Origin of the sequence: Nitrospira sp., from assembly GCA_030653545.1 — a bacterium.
Taxonomy (GTDB): domain Bacteria; phylum Nitrospirota; class Nitrospiria; order Nitrospirales; family Nitrospiraceae; genus Nitrospira_D.
Genome location: JAURZE010000039.1, coordinates 1 through 19,134, shown reverse-complemented (window position 1 = coordinate 19,134; position 19,134 = coordinate 1). Strand labels below are relative to the sequence as shown.

The following is a 19,134-nucleotide window of genomic DNA, read 5'->3' as shown; positions in this document are numbered from 1 at the left end:
GCTACCTGGGCCTTAAATATGGCTCCGTGATTCCGTCTCGTGCGCTTCATTGCCTCGCTCCTCTGGTTCGCCACCACCTGGTGGCTTTGGTGAAGCCAGGCTACCACTTACCACACTGTCCGAATTCCCGGAGCCCCCTCTATATTCATAAATCGAGATGGTCAAAAGGCGTAATGGCATCAGGAACCATTCTTTGAATTGAGTGGAGAAGTATAGAGGGAGAGTTGAGGGGTTGTCGGTGAACCAATAGGGTGAGTCCTAGTGTTGATCCTGAGCTCTAGATTTTACGACGCAGTCGACATAGTGAGCGGTCCATCCTGTTCAGCCGGTGGGGCAGGGGGAAGATGCTTTGAATGACGGCTGTCGGCAGACTTCTTCGATCCGCTCCACCGGAATGACGGTGAGCTTGTCGCGCGGTGGCCTTCTGCCACTCTTTGAAACCGGCGCCCCTTACATTTGGCTCGAAGACCCTGCTATGGTGCGGTCATGTCTACAAATGCTCCTATCGTATCATTCACTGTGAATTGTGCGAATGGCCAGTGTGGGAGGCCGCTCGACACGCAGGTCAATCAAGGCTACCCCGACTCGACGGTGCCGATGGGGTATATCCACAAGCTCTACGATCCGGCGCTTCCGCCATTCCAAGTCGTGTGTATGAAATGTGGGCACTACTCGCTCCGGTATCAGCGCAACCGACCTGACTGATCTCCGCCGACCTTTTCAGAGCTTGCGCATGCCTGCGCAGGCCTCTCCCTGTCTGAATCTGCTACAGTAGGCCCCCATGACGCGCACGCTCCGGTCTTCCTTCGTTCTGCTTCTCTTTGCCCTCTCCATCTGGGCGAGCTTTCCGGTTGCGACTGTTTTTGCCCTTGATCGTGACGTTCCCGCCGTTGTTCCTGCTCCGCAGACGGCCGGCTGGTGGATGCCCCAACATGAGCGCAATGTGGCCCGTGTCCGACAGGGGGGTGTGGATCTGCTCATGATCGGCGATTCGATCACGCAGGGGTGGGGCGATGAGGGGCGGCGGGTGTGGGAGCGCTACTATGCCCATCGCCGGGCGGTGAACCTGGGATTCAACAGCGACCGGACTGAACAGGTCTTGTGGCGGTTGCAGCACGGGGAGATCGACGGCATCCACCCGAAGGTGGCGGTGGTCATGATCGGGACGAACAATTCAGGAACCAGGAAAGATCCACCGGAAGAGACGGCTGCCGGTGTGCAGGCGATTGTGACGCTGCTGCGCGCGAAGCTTCCGGAGACCAAGATTCTTCTGCTGGGCATCTTTCCGCGAGGGGCGATCGCCAACGATTCTCTTCGGCGTTTGAACAGTACGATCAATGATCGTCTCCGTGGATTCGCCGACGGTCAGCACGTTCACTATCTTGATCTCGGACACCTCTTTCTGGATCGCGACGGGCGACTGAAGCGAGACCTCATGCCGGATTTGCTGCACCCCAACCAACAGGGCTATCAAGTCTGGGCCGAAGGCATGGAAGCGCAGCTCAAGGCGTTGATGGGAGAGTGAAGGGGAGCAAGCGGCTCAGGCACGGGGAATCACTTTGTCTTCATCGATTACGTGGCTGGCATAGTCTAACGCCGATGCCACATCCTCACGGGTGAGCTCCGGATAGGTTTGGAGAATCTGATCGTTCGTGTAGCCGCCTGCTATCAAGCCAAGAATATTCGTCACCATGATCCGAGTCCCTCGGATGCACGGCTTTCCGCTGCAGATGTGGGGATCGATGCTGATTCGATCGTAGCGCATAGATGACCCTCCCGAAGCGAGCTGCTTCTCCTGTCGCGTTGAATGGCTCATGATAACAAGCTCGACTCAATGGGTCAAAGAATCTGAGTGAGCTCGGCAGCATACACAATTGCTACTCTGAGTCAGTACGGGGCTGCGGGATGGGGGTTTGTCGGCCCCGGGTTTCCCCGGGGCCGAAGAATATTACGACGCGGTCGAGGTGGCGAGGGGTTCATCCCGTTCAGCCGGTGGGGCTGCGGGGATGTCCTGATTGAAGGCCGCCGGCAGAACTTCTTCGATCCGTTCCACCGGAATGAACGTGAGCTGGTCGCGCACTTCCTGTGGCACTTCTTTCAGATCCCGCTCATTGGCCTTCGGCAGAATGATCCGCCGGATGCCCGCGCGATGGGCCGCTAGAACCTTCTCCTTGATCCCGCCGACCGGCAGCACCAACCCGCTCAAGCTGATTTCTCCCGTCATGGCCGTATCGCTGCGGACGGCTTTTCCGACATAGGCGGACGCCAGTGCCGTGGCCATCGTGATACCGGCTGACGGGCCGTCTTTCGGAATCGCGCCTGAGGGCACATGGATATGGACCCCGTTGCGTTTGAACTTCGAAATATCGAGTCCCATGCTTTCCGCATGCGACCAGAGATAGCTCCGGGCCGCGCGTGCCGATTCCTGCATCACATCGCCGAGCTGTCCTGTCAGTGTCAGTTCATGACTGCCTGGCAGGAGCGTCGTTTCGATATAGAGGACATCGCCTCCCGCCGGAGTCCAGGCTAAGCCTGTCGCCACTCCGGGCGGCAGATTCTTTCGCGCCTCTTCCGGCATGAACCGTTCGGAGCCGAGCCATTCATCCAGCATATCCGGGCGAATGGTGACCGGCTGGCGCTCCTGACCTTCCGGGAGTTCCGCGAAGGCTAAGGCCACTTTTCTCGTCAACCGGCCGAGCATTTGCTCCAGTTGCCGCACACCGGCCTCGCGTGTGTATCGGCTCGTGACGAGATTCAAGACCTCGTTTGACAAGAGCGCCTGTTCGGCATTCAGGCCCGCTTCCTTCAACCGTCGCGGCCAGAGATAGCGGCGAGCGATTTCCGCCTTCTCATGTTCGCTGTAGCCTTGCAGGCGGATGATCTCCATCCGGTCCAACAAGGGTTGGCTGATCGTGTCGAGCGTGTTCGCCGTCGTGATGAAAAACGCCTTCGACAAATCGAAGGGGAGATCCAGATAGTGGTCGCGGAACGTGTGGTTCTGCGCCGGATCGAGGATTTCTAAGAGCGCAGCAGCCGGGTCTCCGCGGAAGTCGCGCCCCATCTTGTCGACTTCATCGAGCATGAGCACGGGATTGTTCACCCCGGCCCGCCGTACGGCTTGAATGATATGGCCAGGCAACGCCCCGACATAGGTGCGGCGATGGCCGCGCAATTCCGCTTCATCGTGTACGCCGCCCAGGCTGAGCCGCTCGAACGTCCGGCCCATGGCTCTGGCGATCGATTGGCCCAGGCTCGTCTTGCCGACACCCGGAGGCCCGACCAAGCAAAGGATCGGCGCCTTGGCCGACGGATTCAGCTTCAAGACCGCGAGATGCTCCACGATCCGTTCTTTGACTTCTTTGATGCCGTAGTGATCTTCTTCGAGCACCTGCCGGACTTTCGCCAGGTCGAGTGAATCTTCCGACGCCTTCTTCCAGGGCAATTCGAGCACCAGCTCCAGATAGGTGCGGAGCACCTGGTGGTCCGCCGACGACGGCGGGACTTTGGCCAGGCGTCCGAGCTCGCGCTCGGCTTCCTTCCGCACATGGTCGGGGAGGTCCGCCTCCGCCACTTTCTTCTTGAGCAGGGCAAGATCGCTGTCGTCGCTGTCGGATTCGCCGAGTTCCTGTTGGATCGTTTTCAATTGCTCTCGCAACATGTATTCGCGCTGGCTCTTGCCGATCTTCGCCTGCGCATCGCTGGTGATCTTGTCGCGGAGCTGGAGGATCTGAATCTCCTTGGACAAGGCCACATAGAGGGCGCGCAGCAAATCCAGCGTCGCGGTGCTTTCGAGCAGCTTCTGCTCTTCCGCCACGCTGAGGTTGACCAGTGAGGCCACTCGATAGGCGAGCGCTACCGGATCATCTTCATGGCTTAACGCTTCGCTGGCCTCTTGCATGCCAGGGGCTTGGATCACCCTCGGGAGTTCTGTCACCAGCTCCTGAATTGCCCGATGCATGGCCTGCACTTCCGTGCCGGTCTCCGAGGGGCGGTCCAGCGCCCGGACCCGGGCGATCGCATAGGGAGTCGATTGGGTTTCTTCAATGATCGCCACGCGGTCCACACCCTGGACAAACGCGTGAATCGCGCCTTCCGAGGATTGGCCGATCTGCTTGATGATGGCTTTGGTGCCGATCGTGTAGAGGTCGCTCAGGCCCGGTTCTTCGGTCTGCGAGTCGCGCTGAGCCACGACCAGGATCATCTTCTCTTCGGTCTTCATCGCGGCCTGCACCGCCGCCATCGATCGTTCGCGACCGACGGTGAGGGGCATCATGACGCCGGGGAATAAGACAGTTCGCTTGATCGGTAATATGGGGAGGGTCAGCACTTTGGTCTCGCTGTCCATGTTGAGTCCTTTCTCTCTCTCATCCTTGAGCAGAGACACGATGGGTGAGCGTGTGAGAGCAGAGATAGATCGGGGATCGGGCAAGTCAAGGGCAGGCGTGAAGATGTCCGGGTCACTGCGCGAATAGACAGAAATAGAGGCGAGCGGCGGCCGGTCAGCGGTCTTGAAAGAGGCTGCCGGTGGCCCGGATTGTCCGATCGTTCCCGCGGCCGGAGGTGGTGCCGGTAGGCGTTCCGGACGAGGTGTCGTAGGTGTCCGCTCCGGCAAGGTCGAAGAACAGGCCGAGGCTGTCGGGGGTGCCGCGGCCCAGTCCGGATTGGCCGCTGTAGCGATCGGCTCCGCCTTCATCGATGAAGAGCGACCAGGATTCGCTCTCGGCATCTCCCAGCCCCGTGCTGCGGGTCAGGTCGTAGGTGTCGGATCCCGTCCCGCCATCCAGCAGCAGACTCACGCTCCGGTCGTAGGTGCCGCTGACCGTATACTTGGGACCGGAGGGCGTGTAGCGATCCGTGCCCTGCGCATCGACGAGCAGGCCGATGCCGTAGTGGCCGGCGGCTCCCAGGCTGGTGCGTCCGCCTGCGCGGCTGTCGTCTCCGCCGAGATCGAGCGCCACGCCGAGTCCGAAGTAATGGCCGGCGCCTTGCGCCAGGTTGCCGCTGCGATACTGATCCTGGCCTTCGAGATCGATGAGATAGCCGAGGCCGCCGGCCAGGTTGAGGAGCAGGGCGTCGGTTTTCTTGCTGCCGCCGTCGACGCCGGCGCCGCTGCCCATGCCGTAGCAGAGATATTGAAAAGCCGGGTCGCCGGGCTTGGCCGTCGGCGCTTCCTGGGGATTCAACGAGCCGGGATATTTGTCGCCGCATTGATAGACGTCATTGCCGGCTCGATCGATCACGGCGCCCATTCCCAAGGGGCCGCCGAACCCGATGGCGAAGGCGTGGCTGGTGTACCGGTCGTTGCCGGCCAGATCGACCAGGAGACCGAGTCCGCCGAACGCCGCGCCCTGGGTGAACCGGTTGCCCATGTACACATCGTTGCCGGTGCGGTCGAAGAGGATCCCGATGCCGGCGAAGCCGGTGCCGCCGGACCCCTGGTCGAGTTGATAGACGTCGTCGCCGGCCAGATCGATGAGGAGTCCGACGCCGAGCCGTCCGGTGGCCAGGCCGAGCGGATCGCTGGTGTAGGTATCGTTGCCGCCCAGATCGATCACCACGCCGATGCCATGCTCGATGTCGCCGGATGAGGCGATCATCCCGTGATACGTGTCGTCTCCGCCGAGGTCGACGACGAGGAGGACGCGCCGGTCCAGGTCGTAAGTGTTGACGCCCGGACCGCCGATGACGATCAAGCCGTCGCGGGTCTGCTGGGCGAACAGCACGTCGCCGGTGATGCCCGGCGGCGGTTGTGCCACCGGAGGACGATGTTGGAAGGCGAGGGCCAGGCGTTGCAGCAGGCTTTCGTTGCCCAATCGCGCCACGGTCTGCGCCGCCGCGAGCAGCGCGGCATAGTCGAGCTGTTCATCCACGAGGCGGGCGAACTCCGCCTCCAGCTTGAGGTGCGCGGCCCGTTCCTGGGCCGGCTCGTTCGAGCGGGGCGAAAATTGATCGGCCAGGGTCCGCGCGTGTTTGAAGAGGAACCGTCGCTCATCGTCGGAGAGATTGGCCAGCGCCTTCTCCCGCTGGATGGCGGCATCGTCCAGCGTATCGGTGAGGAAGCTGACCATTTCTTTTTGGGCGGTCGTGCTCGGGAAGGGGATCGGCTTGAAGTATTCGGAGGTGCGGTCGACGGCGGCCTCCATGACATCCAGCAAGGCGGGCAGATTATCCGTGCCGCCGCCCGCGAGTTCCGCCATCAACAGTCCCTGGTGCTCCAGCGCGGACAAGCCGGCCCAGGGATCGGTGAGGCTTTGCAGGGCGATGCGCCGCTTGTATCGCGCCGGCACGTCGCGACCAATGGCATGGGTGGCGAGGACGCGGGTCTGTTGGGGGCCTTGCTGCTTCTCGATGTCTGGTTGCACCATCGGGGCCAGCCGGTCGACGACTGACGTATAGAGCCGGCTCTTGGACGTGACCCCCGGAACCGGCGCTTTGGGACTGAAGAACTGACAGCCCGTCAACGTGGCAAGCAGGAGTAGAGAGCCGACGACGAGGCTGCGCAGGGGAGGCATGCGTGTTCCGCGATTGAAAGAGGAGGCCGGTGCCGACATGGCGGTAATTTATCACAGCTTGAGTAAAGATTCCGGGAGTCCTTTGTCCCGGGTCTGTCCGGATTGAAGGATGTAAATCTCGCCAGGCTTGAATATACTGCTCGGCACGGGTGCGCTAGCCGTTGTCGTGTTAGGCGGCTCGAACTTGATACAATGACTCACCGGCTGCACCAGCTGGGGGATCTTTCCTCTCAATGAGACATCGCCCGGCGGTTCATGCTAGCCGGACAAGCCTTGAGCGATCGGGCCTGGACGAGAAGGACGCTATGTCGGAACCCATTCGTTTCTCCACTATGCTCAAACGGTCAATGATCGGCCTCGTGGGCGCCTGTCTCCTGGCGCTCGGCTGGTACACGCTGCTCGCGAAGTCGGGCGAGGAACCCTCGCGGGCCGGGCAGCCGCCGGCTGCCGGAGCGCGCACGTTTTCTGTGGCGGTGGCCACGGCGAAGACCGGCGACATCGGGGTCTATCTCAACGGCCTCGGCTCGGTCATGCCGCTGAACACGGTCAACGTCAAGAGCCGGGTCGACGGGCAACTCATGAAAGTGCTGTTTCAGGAAGGGCAGCTCGTCCGCCGCGGGGATCTGCTGGCGGAGATCGATCCGCGTCCCTTCGATGTGCAACTGACGCAGGCCGAAGGCCAGATGGCGCGCGATCAGGCGCAATTCAAGAACGCGCAGCTGGACCTGGAACGCTACAACGGCTTGTTCGAACAGGGCTTCATTCCCAAGCAGCAGCTGGATACGCAGCAGGCGCTGGTGCGTCAACTGGAAGGCATCGTGAAGGCCGACCAGGGCCAGATCGACAATGCCAAGTTGCAACTGGTGTATAGCCGCATCACGTCGCCGATCGACGGACGGGTGGGGCTGCGGCTGGTCGATGCCGGCAACATGGTGCGGGCGAACGATGCGAACGGCCTGCTGGTGATTACGCAGCTCATGCCGATCACCGTCGTCTTTACGATCCCGGAAGACAGTCTGCCGGCGGTCATGGCGCGGATGAAGTCCGGCGAGAAACTACCGGTCGAGGCCTTCGACCGCGAGCAGAAGAAGAAGCTGGCGACGGGCACATTGCTGACGATCGACAATCAGATCGATGCTAATACCGGCACGGTGCGGCTTAAGGCGGTGTTTCCGAACGAAGACGGGCAGCTCTTTCCCAATCAATTCGTGAACGCGCGGCTGTTGCTGGAGGTCAAGCGCGGGGCCACGGTTGTGCCGTCGGCGGCGGTGCAGCGAGGCTCGAAGGGCACCTTCCTCTATGTCGTGAAAGAGGATCAGACCGTCGCGGTCCGCCCGGTGGGGGCAGGGGCGGCTCAAGGCGACGACCTCTCGATCGACAGCGGTTTGTCGCCGGGTGAGGTGGTCGTCGTGGACGGGACGGAGAAGCTGCGCGAAGGCAGCAAAGTGGAGGTCCGGAACCAGAAAGGCGCTCCCGCAAAATCCCCGGACGCGCCCGCTCCCCCTGCCGGAACCGAGAAGCCCAAGCGAGGGGCTTCTTCGTGAATCCGTCCCGCCTGTTTATCATGCGGCCGGTGGCGACGGCCCTGCTGATGGTGGCGATCGTGCTCGCCGGCGCGCTGGCCTATCGCCTCTTGCCGGTCTCCGCGCTCCCCCAAGTCGACTATCCGACCATCCAGGTGGTGACGTTTTATCCCGGTGCCAGCCCGGACGTGATGGCCTCCTCCGTGACGGCGCCGTTGGAGCGGCAGTTCGGCCAGATGCCCGGGTTGAACCAGATGACCTCCACGAGCTCCGGCGGCAGTTCCGTCATCACGCTGCAGTTCAGCCTGGATTTGAATCTCGATATCGCCGAACAGCAGGTCCAGGCCGCAATCAATGCCGCCTCCACCTTTATCCCTCGCGATTTGCCCAATCCTCCGGTCTATAACAAAGTGAATCCGGCGGATGCGCCGATCCTGACGCTCGCGTTGACGTCCGACACGATGCCGCTCTCGCAGGTCGAAGATCTGGCCGAGACCCGCTTGGCCCAAAAGATCTCTCAGCTGTCCGGTGTCGGGCTGGTCAGCCTCAGCGGAGGCCAGCGTCCGGCGGTGCGCATTCAGGCGAACCCGCGCGCGCTGTCCGCCTATGGCCTGACGCTGGAGGACGTGCGCACGGCCGTGGCGGCCGCCAATGTGAATCAGGCCAAAGGCGTGTTTGACGGCCCGCGCCGGGCCTCCATCATCAATGCGACGGATCAATTGCTGTCGAGTCGGGATTACCGGCCTCTGATCGTGGCCTATCGCAACGGCGCGCCCGTCCTGCTGTCCGAGGTGGCCGATGTCCTGGACGATGTAGAAAATGCAAAGCAGGCGGCCTGGATGAACGACCAGCCCGCGATTCTCGTCAACATCCAGCGGCAGCCCGGTGCCAATGTCATCGACGTGGCCGACCGGGTGAAGGCGCTCCTGCCGCAGCTGCAAAGCGCCCTGCCGGCGGCGGTGCAGGTGACGGTGCTCTCCGACCGCACCACGTCCATTCGGGCCTCGGTGCGGGACGTGCAGTTCGAATTGATGCTGGCCGTGGCGCTTGTGATCCTGGTCATCTTTCTGTTTCTGCGGACCCTCTCGGCCACGATCATTCCCGCGGCGGCGGTCCCGCTGTCGCTGGTTGGGACATTCGGGGTCATGTATCTCGCAGGGTTCAGCCTGAACAATCTGACGTTGATGGCGCTGACGATCTCCACCGGCTTTGTCGTGGACGACGCCATTGTGATGATCGAGAACATCTCACGCTACATTGAGCGGGGCGAGTCGCCGATGCAGGCGGCGCTCAAGGGTTCGAAGCAGATCGCCTTCACCATTCTCTCATTGACCATTTCGCTGATCGCCGTGCTGATTCCGCTCCTCTTCATGGGCGATGTGGTGGGCCGGCTCTTCCGCGAGTTTGCCATCACGTTGAGCGCCACGATTCTCGTCTCGGCCGTGGTCTCTCTGACGTTGACGCCGATGATGTGCGCGAGGTTGCTACGCCATCGCCCTGCGGTGGAACAAGGCCGGTTCTATCTACTGTCGCAACAGTTGTTCGATCGGACGATCGCGGCTTATGGCCGGACGTTGCGCCGGGTGTTGCAGCATCAATCGGCGACGCTGGCGGTGGCAGCCGGCACGCTCGTTCTGACGGTGGTCCTGTTTCTGATCATTCCCAAGGGCTTCTTTCCCGTGCAGGACACCGGCGCGATTCTCGGGATGACCGAAGCGGAGCAGTCGATTTCGTTCAGCGGGATGGTGGAGCGGCAACAGGCGCTGGCTCGTGCCATCCTGGCCGATCCTGCCGTCGCCAGTCTCTCGTCGTTCATCGGTGTGGACGGGACGAACACCACGTTGAACAGCGGGCGCATCCAGGTCAATCTGAAGCCGATGGCCGAGCGGGGCGTGAGCGTCCATGAGGTCATTCGCCGGCTGCAGGCGCAGGCGGCCGGTGTGGAGGGGATGTCGCTCTTCCTGCAGCCGATGCAGGATCTGACCGTGGAAGACCGGGTCAGCCGGACGCAATATCAATATACGCTGGAAGACGCGGATCCCGAGGAGCTCAGCCGGTGGGCGCCTTCGTTCATGACGGCGCTGCAGGCCCTGCCGGAATTGCGTGATGTCAGCAGCGATCAGCTGGATCGCGGGTTGGCCGCCATGCTGGTGATCGATCGCCATACGGCGTCGCGGCTGGGGATCACCCCGCAGCTCATCGTCGATACGCTGTACGATGCCTATGGGCAGCGGCAGGTGTCCACGATGTTCACGCAGCTGAACCAGTATCGCGTGGTGCTCGAAGTGATGCCGGAGTTTCAGACCGGCCCGCAGTCGCTGCAGTTTCTCGACATCCGGTCGGGCACCGGCGGACAGGTTCCGCTCAACGTGTTTACCCAGTTCTCCGAGACGACGACCCCGCTGGCCATCAGCCGGCAGGGACAGTTTCCTGTCGTGACGGTGTCCTTCAATCTGGCGCCGGGCGCATCGCTCGGCGATGCGGTGGCCGCGATCGAGCGCGCCACGCAGGCCATCAGTCTTCCAGTCAGTATCCGGAGCAGTTTTCAGGGCACGGCCCAGGCATTCCAAACGTCGCTGGGAAACGAGGTCTGGCTAATCCTCGCCGCGTTGGTGACGGTCTACATCGTGCTGGGGATTCTCTATGAGAGCTATATCCATCCGCTCACGATTCTCTCCACGCTGCCGTCCGCCGGGGTGGGGGCGTTACTGGCTCTGATGCTGTTTCGAATTGAATTCAGCGTGATCGCGCTGATCGGGATCATTCTCCTCATCGGCATCGTGAAGAAGAACGCCATCATGATGATCGACTTTGCGCTGGAGGCGGAGCGCCAAGAAGGAAAGACCCCGGAGGCGGCGATCTATGAAGCCTGCCTGTTGCGTTTCCGCCCGATCATGATGACGACCCTGGCGGCGCTGCTCGGCGCGCTTCCGCTGGCGATCGGGTCGGGGGTGGGGTCGGAGTTGCGGCATCCGCTCGGCATCGCCATCATCGGCGGACTGATCGTGAGCCAGGTGCTGACCTTGTATACGACGCCGGTGGTGTATCTGGCCTTCGATAGGCTGGCGCGGCGCGTCCGGGCCGGCCGACCGGCGCCTTCGACCGGAGAGGCGCTCACCCCGGGACTGTCGTGAATATCTCGGCGCCGTTCATTCACCGTCCGGTTGCCACCACGTTGTTGACCATCGGGGTCACGCTCGTCGGTCTCGTCGCGTTCCGCTTCCTGCCCGTCGCCTCGCTCCCGCAAGTCGAGTTCCCGACCATCAATGTCTCGGCCACGTTGCCGGGCGGCAGCCCGGAAACCATGGCCACCTCGGTGGCGGCTCCGCTGGAACATCAGTTCACGCGCATCGCCGGTGTGACGGAGATGACTTCCACGAGCATGCTGGGGTCCGCGAATATCACGCTGCAATTCGACCTGAGCCGCAATATCGACGGTGCCGCGCGCGACGTGCAGGCCGCCATCATGGCGGCGCGGAGCGAACTGCCGACGACCCTTCCGAACAGCCCGACGTACCGGAAGATCAATCCGGCCGATGCACCGATCCTGATCCTGTCGCTGACATCCGATCTGGTCAGCCGGGGCCGCATGTACGATGTGGCGTCCAGCGTGCTTCAGCAGAAACTCTCGCAGATCGACGGGGTGGGGCAGGTCACGGTGGGTGGCGGATCGCTCCCCGCGATCCGCGTCGATCTGAATCCCACGGCGTTGAACAGTTACGGGATCGGACTCGGCGACGTCCGCCGGATGTTGAGCAGCACCAACGTGAATCGTCCCAAGGGCCAGTTGTCCGACGGGCAGCGGACCTGGGAGGTGCGGGCCAACGATCAGCTCCATACGGTGGAGGATTATCTACCGTTGATCGTGAGCTATCGGGAGGGGCGGGCGGTGCGGCTTTCGGACGTGGCGACGGTCGAACAGTCGGTGGAGGATCTGCGCACGAGCGGCGTCGCGAACGGCGTTCCAGCGGTGCTCATCATCATCAACCGGCAGCCGGGCGCCAACATCATCGAGACGGTCGACCGCGTCCGGGCGTTGCTCCCTCAATTGGAGGCGTCGATTCCCGGGAGCATGACGTTGAAGGTCGTGGTGGACCGCACTCCGGTCATTCGCGCCTCGCTGCACGACGTCGAACGGACGCTCGCGATTTCCGTCTGTCTTGTGATCCTGGTGGTCTTTGTGTTTTTGCGAGATGTCCGGGCCACGCTGATTCCCTGCGTGGCGGTGCCGGTCTCGCTGATCAGCACGTTCGGCGTGATGTATCTCTTCGACTATAGCCTCGACAATCTCTCGCTGATGGCGCTCACGATCGCGACGGGGTTTGTGGTGGACGATGCCATCGTCGTGCTGGAAAACATCAGCCGGTATCGGGAGCAGGGCATGGATCCGATGCAGGCGGCGCTGCGCGGTGCGCGCGAGATCACGTTTACCGTGCTGTCGATGACCATCTCGCTCGTGGCCGTCTTCCTCCCGATTCTCTTCATGGGCGGCATGATGGGACGGCTGTTCCGGGAGTTTGCCGTCACGCTCTCCGTGGCGATTCTCGTCTCGCTGGTCGTGTCGTTGACCACCACGCCCATGATGTGCGCCCGTGTGCTCAAAGCCGACACCGGCAAGACCCATGGGAGATGGTACCGGATCAGCGAACGGTTCTTTGAGGGGCTGCGCAGCGGCTATGCCGGCAGTCTCGGCTGGGTGCTCCGCCATCCGCGCAGCATGCTCGTGGTGACGCTGGCGACGATGGCGTTCAGCATCTATCTCTATACCATCGTGCCCAAGGGCTTCTTCCCCCAGCAGGATACGGGCCGCATGTTCGGGAACATTCAGGCCGCCCAGGACATCTCATTTCAGGCCATGCGGCAGAAACTCACCGAGGTCGTCGAGATTATCAAGAGCGATCCAGCCGTCGACACGGTCACGGGATTCAGCGGCGGAGGAGTCAGCGGGAATACCAATGCCGGCCGTATGTTCATCTCGCTGAAACCGCTCGAAGAGCGGGAGCTCAGCGTGGATCAGGTGATCGCCCGGCTGCGTCCCAAGCTGGCCAAGGTGACGGGTGCGCCGACGGTGCTGCAGGCCATTCAGGACCTGCGAATCGGCGGGCGCGCCAGCAGCGCGCAATATCAGTACACATTGCAAAGCGTGGATCTCGCCGAGCTGAACACCTGGGCGCCCAAGGTCGAGCGTCAGTTGCGCACGCTGCCGGAAATCACCGACGTGAACAGCGATCAGCAGGACAAGGGACTGCAATCCCTCGTGGTGTTCGATCGCAGCACGGCTTCCCGGCTGGGGATCAGTCCCCAGCTGATTGACGATACGCTTTACGATGCATTCGGCCAGCGGCAGGTCTCCATCATGTATACGCCGCTCAACCAGTATCACGTCGTGATGGAGGTGGCCCCGCAATATTGGCAGAACCCCTCGACGCTGCAGGAAATATATGTGCGGTCCCCGGCGGGGGCGCAGGTGCCGCTCAGTGCCGTGACGCGTTACGAACCGACAAACACGCTGCTCCTCGTCAACCATCAGGGGCAGTTCCCTGGCGTGACGCTGTCGTTCAATATGGCTCCGGGAGCGTCGTTGGGCGATGCGGTCGCGGCGATCGACAAGGCGACGCGGGAGATGGGGCTTCCGGCCGGCGTCCGGGGGACCTTTCAGGGCGCGGCCAAAGCGTTTCAGGCGTCCGTCGACAACCAGCCCTTTCTCATTCTTGCCGCGCTGGTGACGGTCTACATCGTGTTGGGGATTCTCTATGAGAGTTACATCCATCCCTTGACGATCCTTTCCACGCTGCCGTCCGCGGGAGTGGGCGCGCTGCTCGCGTTGCTTCTGTTTAAGACGGAGCTGAGCATGATCGCGCTGATCGGGATCATTCTATTGATCGGCATCGTCAAGAAGAACGCCATCATGATGATCGACTTCGCGCTGGACGCGGAGCGCAAGGAAGGGAAGACACCGGAAGAGGCGATTTACGAGGCCTGTCTGTTGCGGTTCAGGCCGATCATGATGACCACGCTGGCGGCCCTCTTCGGCGCCCTGCCGTTGGCGCTGGGGACGGGCGTCGGGTCGGAATTGCGTCGGCCGTTGGGTATCGCCATCGTCGGCGGGCTCCTCGTGAGCCAGTTGCTCACGCTCTACACGACGCCGGTCATCTATCTTTACCTCGACCGATTGCGTTTGAGAGTTTCACGAATGCGCACCGGCCGCGGAATGGGCAGGCCGCTTCCGCAGAGCACTCAGTTGCCAGATGTCCAAGGCTAAGCGCCGCCGCAGGGGGTGGTCGAGCTGCGTGACGGGTAGAACGGCAGAATAATTAGGAAGCGATCGCGCTCAGCGAGGCGGTTGCGTAGTCCGGATAGACGAGGATGTCTGTCTGTGACGAGGCGGTGAGAAGATCTGTGACTCGTTCCCGGACCCCCTGACTGTATCGAAGAAACTCCACGCCCAGGTAGCCGTCTTTACACCAGCGTACGACAGAGACTTCCACCCCCAGCGGGGCGGACTCCTGCGCCACGGCAATCTCGAGGGCGAGATAGGCCCCGGCATTCAGGTCGATGTCGCTCCTCATCCTGCAGCCGGTGGGCGAGAGGTCGAGGAGGACTCCTTCGCCGGTCCCGTTATCAGTTTGGATATTCGCCGGGTAGCCGACGGGGATTCGAGTGCGACATCGTGGTTGCATGGTCAAGGCCTTCCTGGTGAACCTACAAGGCATATCGGCAGGGACCGTGGAAACTTGACCTGTTGCCGGGAAGCTGGCGCCGGGCGGGGCGGTGGGGCGCTTAGGCTGCTACGGCTCCTGGCGCTGCGTCGTTCCTTGTGAGTCGGAGTGGCTGGGGGGATGCCAGGTGGATCGCTTCGGCCGTGATGGCTGTTTCCTTCGCTGCGGGGCCGATTCCATACCGTTCCCGGCGGAGCTCATGGCCGAGCTTGGTCCGATAGACCAGCTCATCTGTCTCAAAATCATATTCAGGAATCTCGGGGCTTTCCCACCGCAACGAGAAGTAGTGGGCATAAAGCCTGTAGAAGCCGTGGTCTTTGGGGTTATGCCGCAAGACATATTCGGGCATCGATTGGATATCGAACGCCGCGTGGTAATGCTGGAGCCAGAGGTAGTCACCCAGGATGACCAGCTTGACTAACGGAGGGTCCGAATAGAATTTGAGATTGATCGCTTTGCCCATGGCCTTCAACCGCTTGAGCAGCACGATACTCTGTCGGACTTCTTCCCGGAAGGTGGCCAGCGTATGCTCCGGATGGCCGAGGGCTTGAATCCTGGTCGTGGCGTCGTGACTGTAGGGATTCACCAGGAGAATCTTGGCGCCCAGACATTTATCGAGCACGGAGGACAGGTCGCCGACCTGGTCGACGAGCGTACTGTAGCCGCTGGATCCGATCACCATGATCGTCCGGCCGGCTCCGTGCTCTTCTTTAAGTTGCCGGATGCGCTGCTGCGCGCCGTTCGTACGGCGGGGGAAGTAGGAGACGAGGCCGGCCCCGGCCGCCACGGAGGCCATCGCGTGATCCCGGACGCTCCGGCGGAGATAATTCAACCCGAGAATCAACATGACCGCAACGGTCAGTTCCAAGGCAATGAGCGAGAGCTTGTCATGTTCGATGCGGGACCAGAAGGCCAGAAACCGGGTGGCGCCGGTCGGGAGCAACAGGGCGATGCCGGCGCTGAGGAGGGCCACGACGATGTGATAGAGACTTCCGGACACATCCCGCAGGAGTGCTCGGATCGAAAGCGAATATTCATGAAACACGGCAACTCCTCTTCCTTATCGAATAGACACCCATTGCAGCGCGGCCAGGCTCCACGGACGGCGAGGAACAGGCGATGACGCCATTGGACTCTCGTGAGCCGGCGCGGACGGCAGTGAGTGGACAAAAAAAGATCGCGTCAGACTCTCTGTCGAATCGGGGAAGGTGCCCCCGAAACCGGAAGGTCTCACGCGATGGACTCCTACACCACCACCTTCTCATATCGGTTATTCTGAGGAATACTTGAGGCGAGAGCGAGGTATGGGTCGAAAGGGCCGGGCTGGGTTAAGCCTGTGCGGGCGGGGTAAGCCGCCTTCTGGCTCCGCCTTGGACGATAAGGAATTCGTAGAGGCGGCATTCGATGGCGCCGTTGAAGACGCGATGAGTTGTCACAATGTGAGACTGGCCAGCGATGAGAGGCTCAGTCCCTTGGTCAATATGCGGAAGCTTTGGTCAATTGGTCCTCACGGCTGTTCTCGCAGATCTTACCGGAGATCCCGCTGTTGAGTTGCACGCGGCGCAGGCAGGCTCTTCTGAAGGGAAAGAACGGGTGAGGTCATTGGGGAGCTTCTGCCGGGGGTGATGGCTGCATGCAGGCTTTTAATGCGAACTCCAGTTCTTGCAGGACTTGCTGCAGGACGACGCAGTGAGATTGCCTCGGTAAGGAGTCCCCTTTCACCCGACCATACAACCGATGAAATTTGTCAGCCCCGAGAATGGCGGCGCTCTCCTCCAGTTCCGTGAGGAGTTGTCCCAGTGATTGGGAGACGGGTGCGTCAGAGTCCCCCTGTTCCAGGATGACGACGGGAAGGGTCGCCGCCAGCTGTGCCAGCAGCATGCTCAGCAGATCGTCATATTCCTCGGAAGAGATGCCCAGTTTTTGTAAATTTTCGGCTTTGCTGCGCAGAACGGGTGGCTGTTCCTTCACGAGGTGCCCCACCTTTGTTAGAAGCAAATGCTTGTCAATCGGTTTTGTGAGGAAGCCCTCACAAGCCAAGGTCTTGGCTTTGGTGACGGTCTCGTGATCCGAGTGTGCCGATGCGATAAGGATGGGAATGGCACCAAACAGCGGCATCTCCCGTATCTTGGCAACCAGCTCTAACCCGTTCATTTCCGGCATCATATAGTCGGTGATGATCAGTTCAATGATATTTTTTCCGGAGAGGGTAGCCAAGGCTTCCATCCCATTGCGCGCGATCAGGGTTTTATACCCATCGGAATTGAGCATAATCGCCAGGAGTTTCGCATTAACCGGATTGTCTTCAACAATCAAAATGGCCATGGTTCGCTGCCTTTCCCGTGCCTGCCGTTTATGGGGCTCAATGTTTCGTGCTCTCTGCTTGGGCGAACGCCGCAGGCCGATCGACCCACCGCGCAATCAGTTCTGCAATTTCCTTGGAACGCACAGGCTTACTGAGGTAGTCATCCATCCCGGCCGCAAGACAGCGGGCCCGGTCTTCCGGCAGGGCGTTTGCCGTCATGGCGATAATCGGGACATGGACGTGGGTGTCCTCCTGTCGACGAATCTCGGCGGCCGCTTGTAGGCCGTCCATCTCAGGCATCTGGCAGTCCATGAGCACCGCCGCATACCGGATTCGTGCGACCGCCGCACAGGCCTCCATACCATTCGACACGACGTCCACCTGATACCCTAATTTCTGCAGCATGCTGACCGCGACCGTTTGATTGATGACATTATCCTCCGCGAGGAGGATCCGCCGGATTGTTCGAGTGTTCGCTTCAGCCAACGTATGGCGCGTGATTATCTCCGGCTGGGAGGTTATGTGCCCGGGCTGCTCGGGAGGGGGAGGCATGCCGGAACCCTGTTGCCGCAAGGCAGCGAGACATTCAAACAGCTGCGACTCGCGCACCGGCTTGGTGAGGTAGGCCTCATAGCCAGCTGTTTGCGCAACCTGGGCATCGCCCCGCTGGCCCTGGGAGGTCAGAAGGATCAAGTGTGTAGAGGCCAGGGACGGATCGGATTTAATCGCCTTGGCGATCTCCAGGCCGTCCATTCCTGGAAGCTGTCGATCAAGGATCGCGACTTCGCACGGAGTGTGGTCGGCCGCCGCTTGGCGCAGGGATTCTAGGGCCTCAGTCCCGGTCTTCGCCGTCAGGCAATGGACCTCCCATTTGGTGGCGTACAACTCCAGCATGCGGCGGTTGATCGGATGGGTGTCGGCAATGCAGATCCGCAGGCCGCGCAACGCGTCTGGTACAGAAATGGGCAGCAATTGAACTGGTGACGACTGTCGAGTGAATGTCGCCGTAAACCAGAAGGTACTGCCTGCTCCAGACTGACTCTCCACCCCGATCTGACCCTTCATAAGTTCCGTGAGCTGTTTGCTGATTACGAGGCCTAATCCTGTGCCGCCATAGATCCTCGTCGTTGATCCATCCACCTGGCTGAACGGGCGAAAGAGTTTGCCTAGCGCTTCCGGTGAGAGGCCGATGCCGGTATCGCGAATTTCAAACCGAAGGGTCGCGGACTCCTGGGTGTCGTGAAGAAGGGTCACGGAGACCACGACTTCTCCCTGTTCCGTAAACTTGATCGCATTCCCTATGAGGTTCAGCAGAATCTGGCGAAGTCGCCAGGGATCACCACGGAGGGCGCTGGGAACCTCCGCATGAACCAGGCATCCTAGATTTAATCCTTTGGCGGAGGCTCGAGTAGTCAACATCTGTATGACTTCATCTAACGTGGTGCGGAGATCAAAGTCGATCACCTCGAGCGTTAATTGTCCTGATTCGATCTTGGAAATATCGAGAATATCATTGATGATCATGAGCAGGTGTTCGCCGCTGCTGCGCACCGTCTTTGCATAGTCCCGTTGCTCCGGCGTTAGGTTCGTATCTAGCAGAAGGTCGGTCATGCCGATCACCCCGTTCATGGGCGTGCGGATTTCATGGCTCATGGTGGCTAGGAACAGCGACTTGAGTCTGGCTCCTTCAAGCGCCTGGTCGCGAGCCGCTACCAACTCGTGATTGGTGGCCGCTAACTTCACTCCAATGAGCTCGTTTTGGCGAATCGACCAGATCACAAATCCAATCAGCGGCAGACCCATGCTCAGGCCGATAAGACTGGCGGTCCAGAGGATGGTCCGGATGGGGGCGACAATGTCGCTCCGATTGACGCGCATAAGCACACTCCAGTTCAGCGCTTCAGGGGGCGCACGTCGGTCGGTATGCGCATAGCCTGCTTGAGTTCTAACTCCAAGTGCAACACTGCAGGCCCTGAAGGGCTACGGTGTTGCCATGCGAACGAGATCTTATAGACACATGAGTGCCGAAGAACGTGAAACCTTGAGTCTGGGGCTGGCCCGCGGCCATTCGTTGC

The 19,134-nt window shown here is 61.2% G+C and carries 11 protein-coding genes; 4 read left to right on the top strand and 7 right to left on the bottom strand.

From position 1 onward, the window contains the following. The first annotated feature begins 781 nt into the window (after positions 1-781). Positions 782-1,525, top strand: coding sequence for a platelet-activating factor acetylhydrolase IB subunit (locus Q7U39_19435; GenBank protein MDO9120133.1), 744 nt, complete (start codon positions 782-784; stop codon positions 1,523-1,525). 15 nt (positions 1,526-1,540) lie between these two features. Here Q7U39_19435 and Q7U39_19430 read toward each other — a convergent pair whose 3' ends face one another. The 3 genes from Q7U39_19430 to Q7U39_19420 form a co-directional block, all read right to left on the bottom strand. Beyond that, positions 1,541-1,765, bottom strand: coding sequence for a DUF433 domain-containing protein (locus Q7U39_19430; protein ID MDO9120132.1), 225 nt, complete (start codon positions 1,763-1,765; stop codon positions 1,541-1,543). 183 nt (positions 1,766-1,948) lie between these two features. Next, entirely contained in the window at positions 1,949-4,345 is a 2,397-nt protein-coding gene (lon, locus tag Q7U39_19425; GenBank protein MDO9120131.1) for an endopeptidase La, read from the bottom strand. Positions 4,346-4,499: 154 nt separating this feature from the next. After that, positions 4,500-6,551 carry a hypothetical protein gene (locus tag Q7U39_19420; GenBank protein ID MDO9120130.1) on the bottom strand — a complete coding sequence of 684 codons (2,052 nt, stop codon included), beginning with the start codon at positions 6,549-6,551 and terminating at the stop codon, positions 4,500-4,502. Positions 6,552-6,817: 266 nt separating this feature from the next. Between Q7U39_19420 and Q7U39_19415 the strand changes: the two genes are divergently transcribed. The 3 genes from Q7U39_19415 to Q7U39_19405 are packed head-to-tail and all read left to right on the top strand — an operon-like array spanning position 6,818 to position 14,297. Then, a complete protein-coding gene (locus Q7U39_19415; GenBank protein ID MDO9120129.1) occupies positions 6,818-8,056 on the top strand; it encodes an MdtA/MuxA family multidrug efflux RND transporter periplasmic adaptor subunit in 1,239 nt (412 codons plus the stop codon). Then, positions 8,053-11,169, top strand: coding sequence for an MdtB/MuxB family multidrug efflux RND transporter permease subunit (locus Q7U39_19410; protein MDO9120128.1), 3,117 nt, complete (start codon positions 8,053-8,055; stop codon positions 11,167-11,169). The genes Q7U39_19415 and Q7U39_19410 overlap by 4 nt, the downstream gene beginning before the upstream one ends. Next, positions 11,166-14,297, top strand: a complete 3,132-nt coding sequence (locus tag Q7U39_19405; protein ID MDO9120127.1) for a multidrug efflux RND transporter permease subunit — start codon at positions 11,166-11,168, stop codon at positions 14,295-14,297. The genes Q7U39_19410 and Q7U39_19405 overlap by 4 nt, the downstream gene beginning before the upstream one ends. Positions 14,298-14,349: 52 nt before the next feature. Here the strand turns inward: Q7U39_19405 and Q7U39_19400 are convergent, their stop codons facing one another. From Q7U39_19400 to Q7U39_19385, 4 genes are all read right to left on the bottom strand, one after another. Then, entirely contained in the window at positions 14,350-14,715 is a 366-nt protein-coding gene (locus Q7U39_19400; protein ID MDO9120126.1) for a PilZ domain-containing protein, read from the bottom strand. Positions 14,716-14,815: 100 nt separating this feature from the next. Then, positions 14,816-15,799, bottom strand: a complete 984-nt coding sequence (locus Q7U39_19395) for a hypothetical protein (GenBank protein MDO9120125.1) — start codon at positions 15,797-15,799, stop codon at positions 14,816-14,818. 554 nt (positions 15,800-16,353) lie between these two features. After that, positions 16,354-17,079 (bottom strand): response regulator, encoded by a 726-nt coding sequence (locus tag Q7U39_19390; protein ID MDO9120124.1) that lies wholly within the window; start codon positions 17,077-17,079, stop codon positions 16,354-16,356. Between the two features lie 37 nt (positions 17,080-17,116). After that, complete coding sequence (locus tag Q7U39_19385; protein ID MDO9120123.1) at positions 17,117-18,937, bottom strand: response regulator; 1,821 nt, start codon at positions 18,935-18,937, stop codon at positions 17,117-17,119. Positions 18,938-19,134 lie beyond the last annotated feature (197 nt).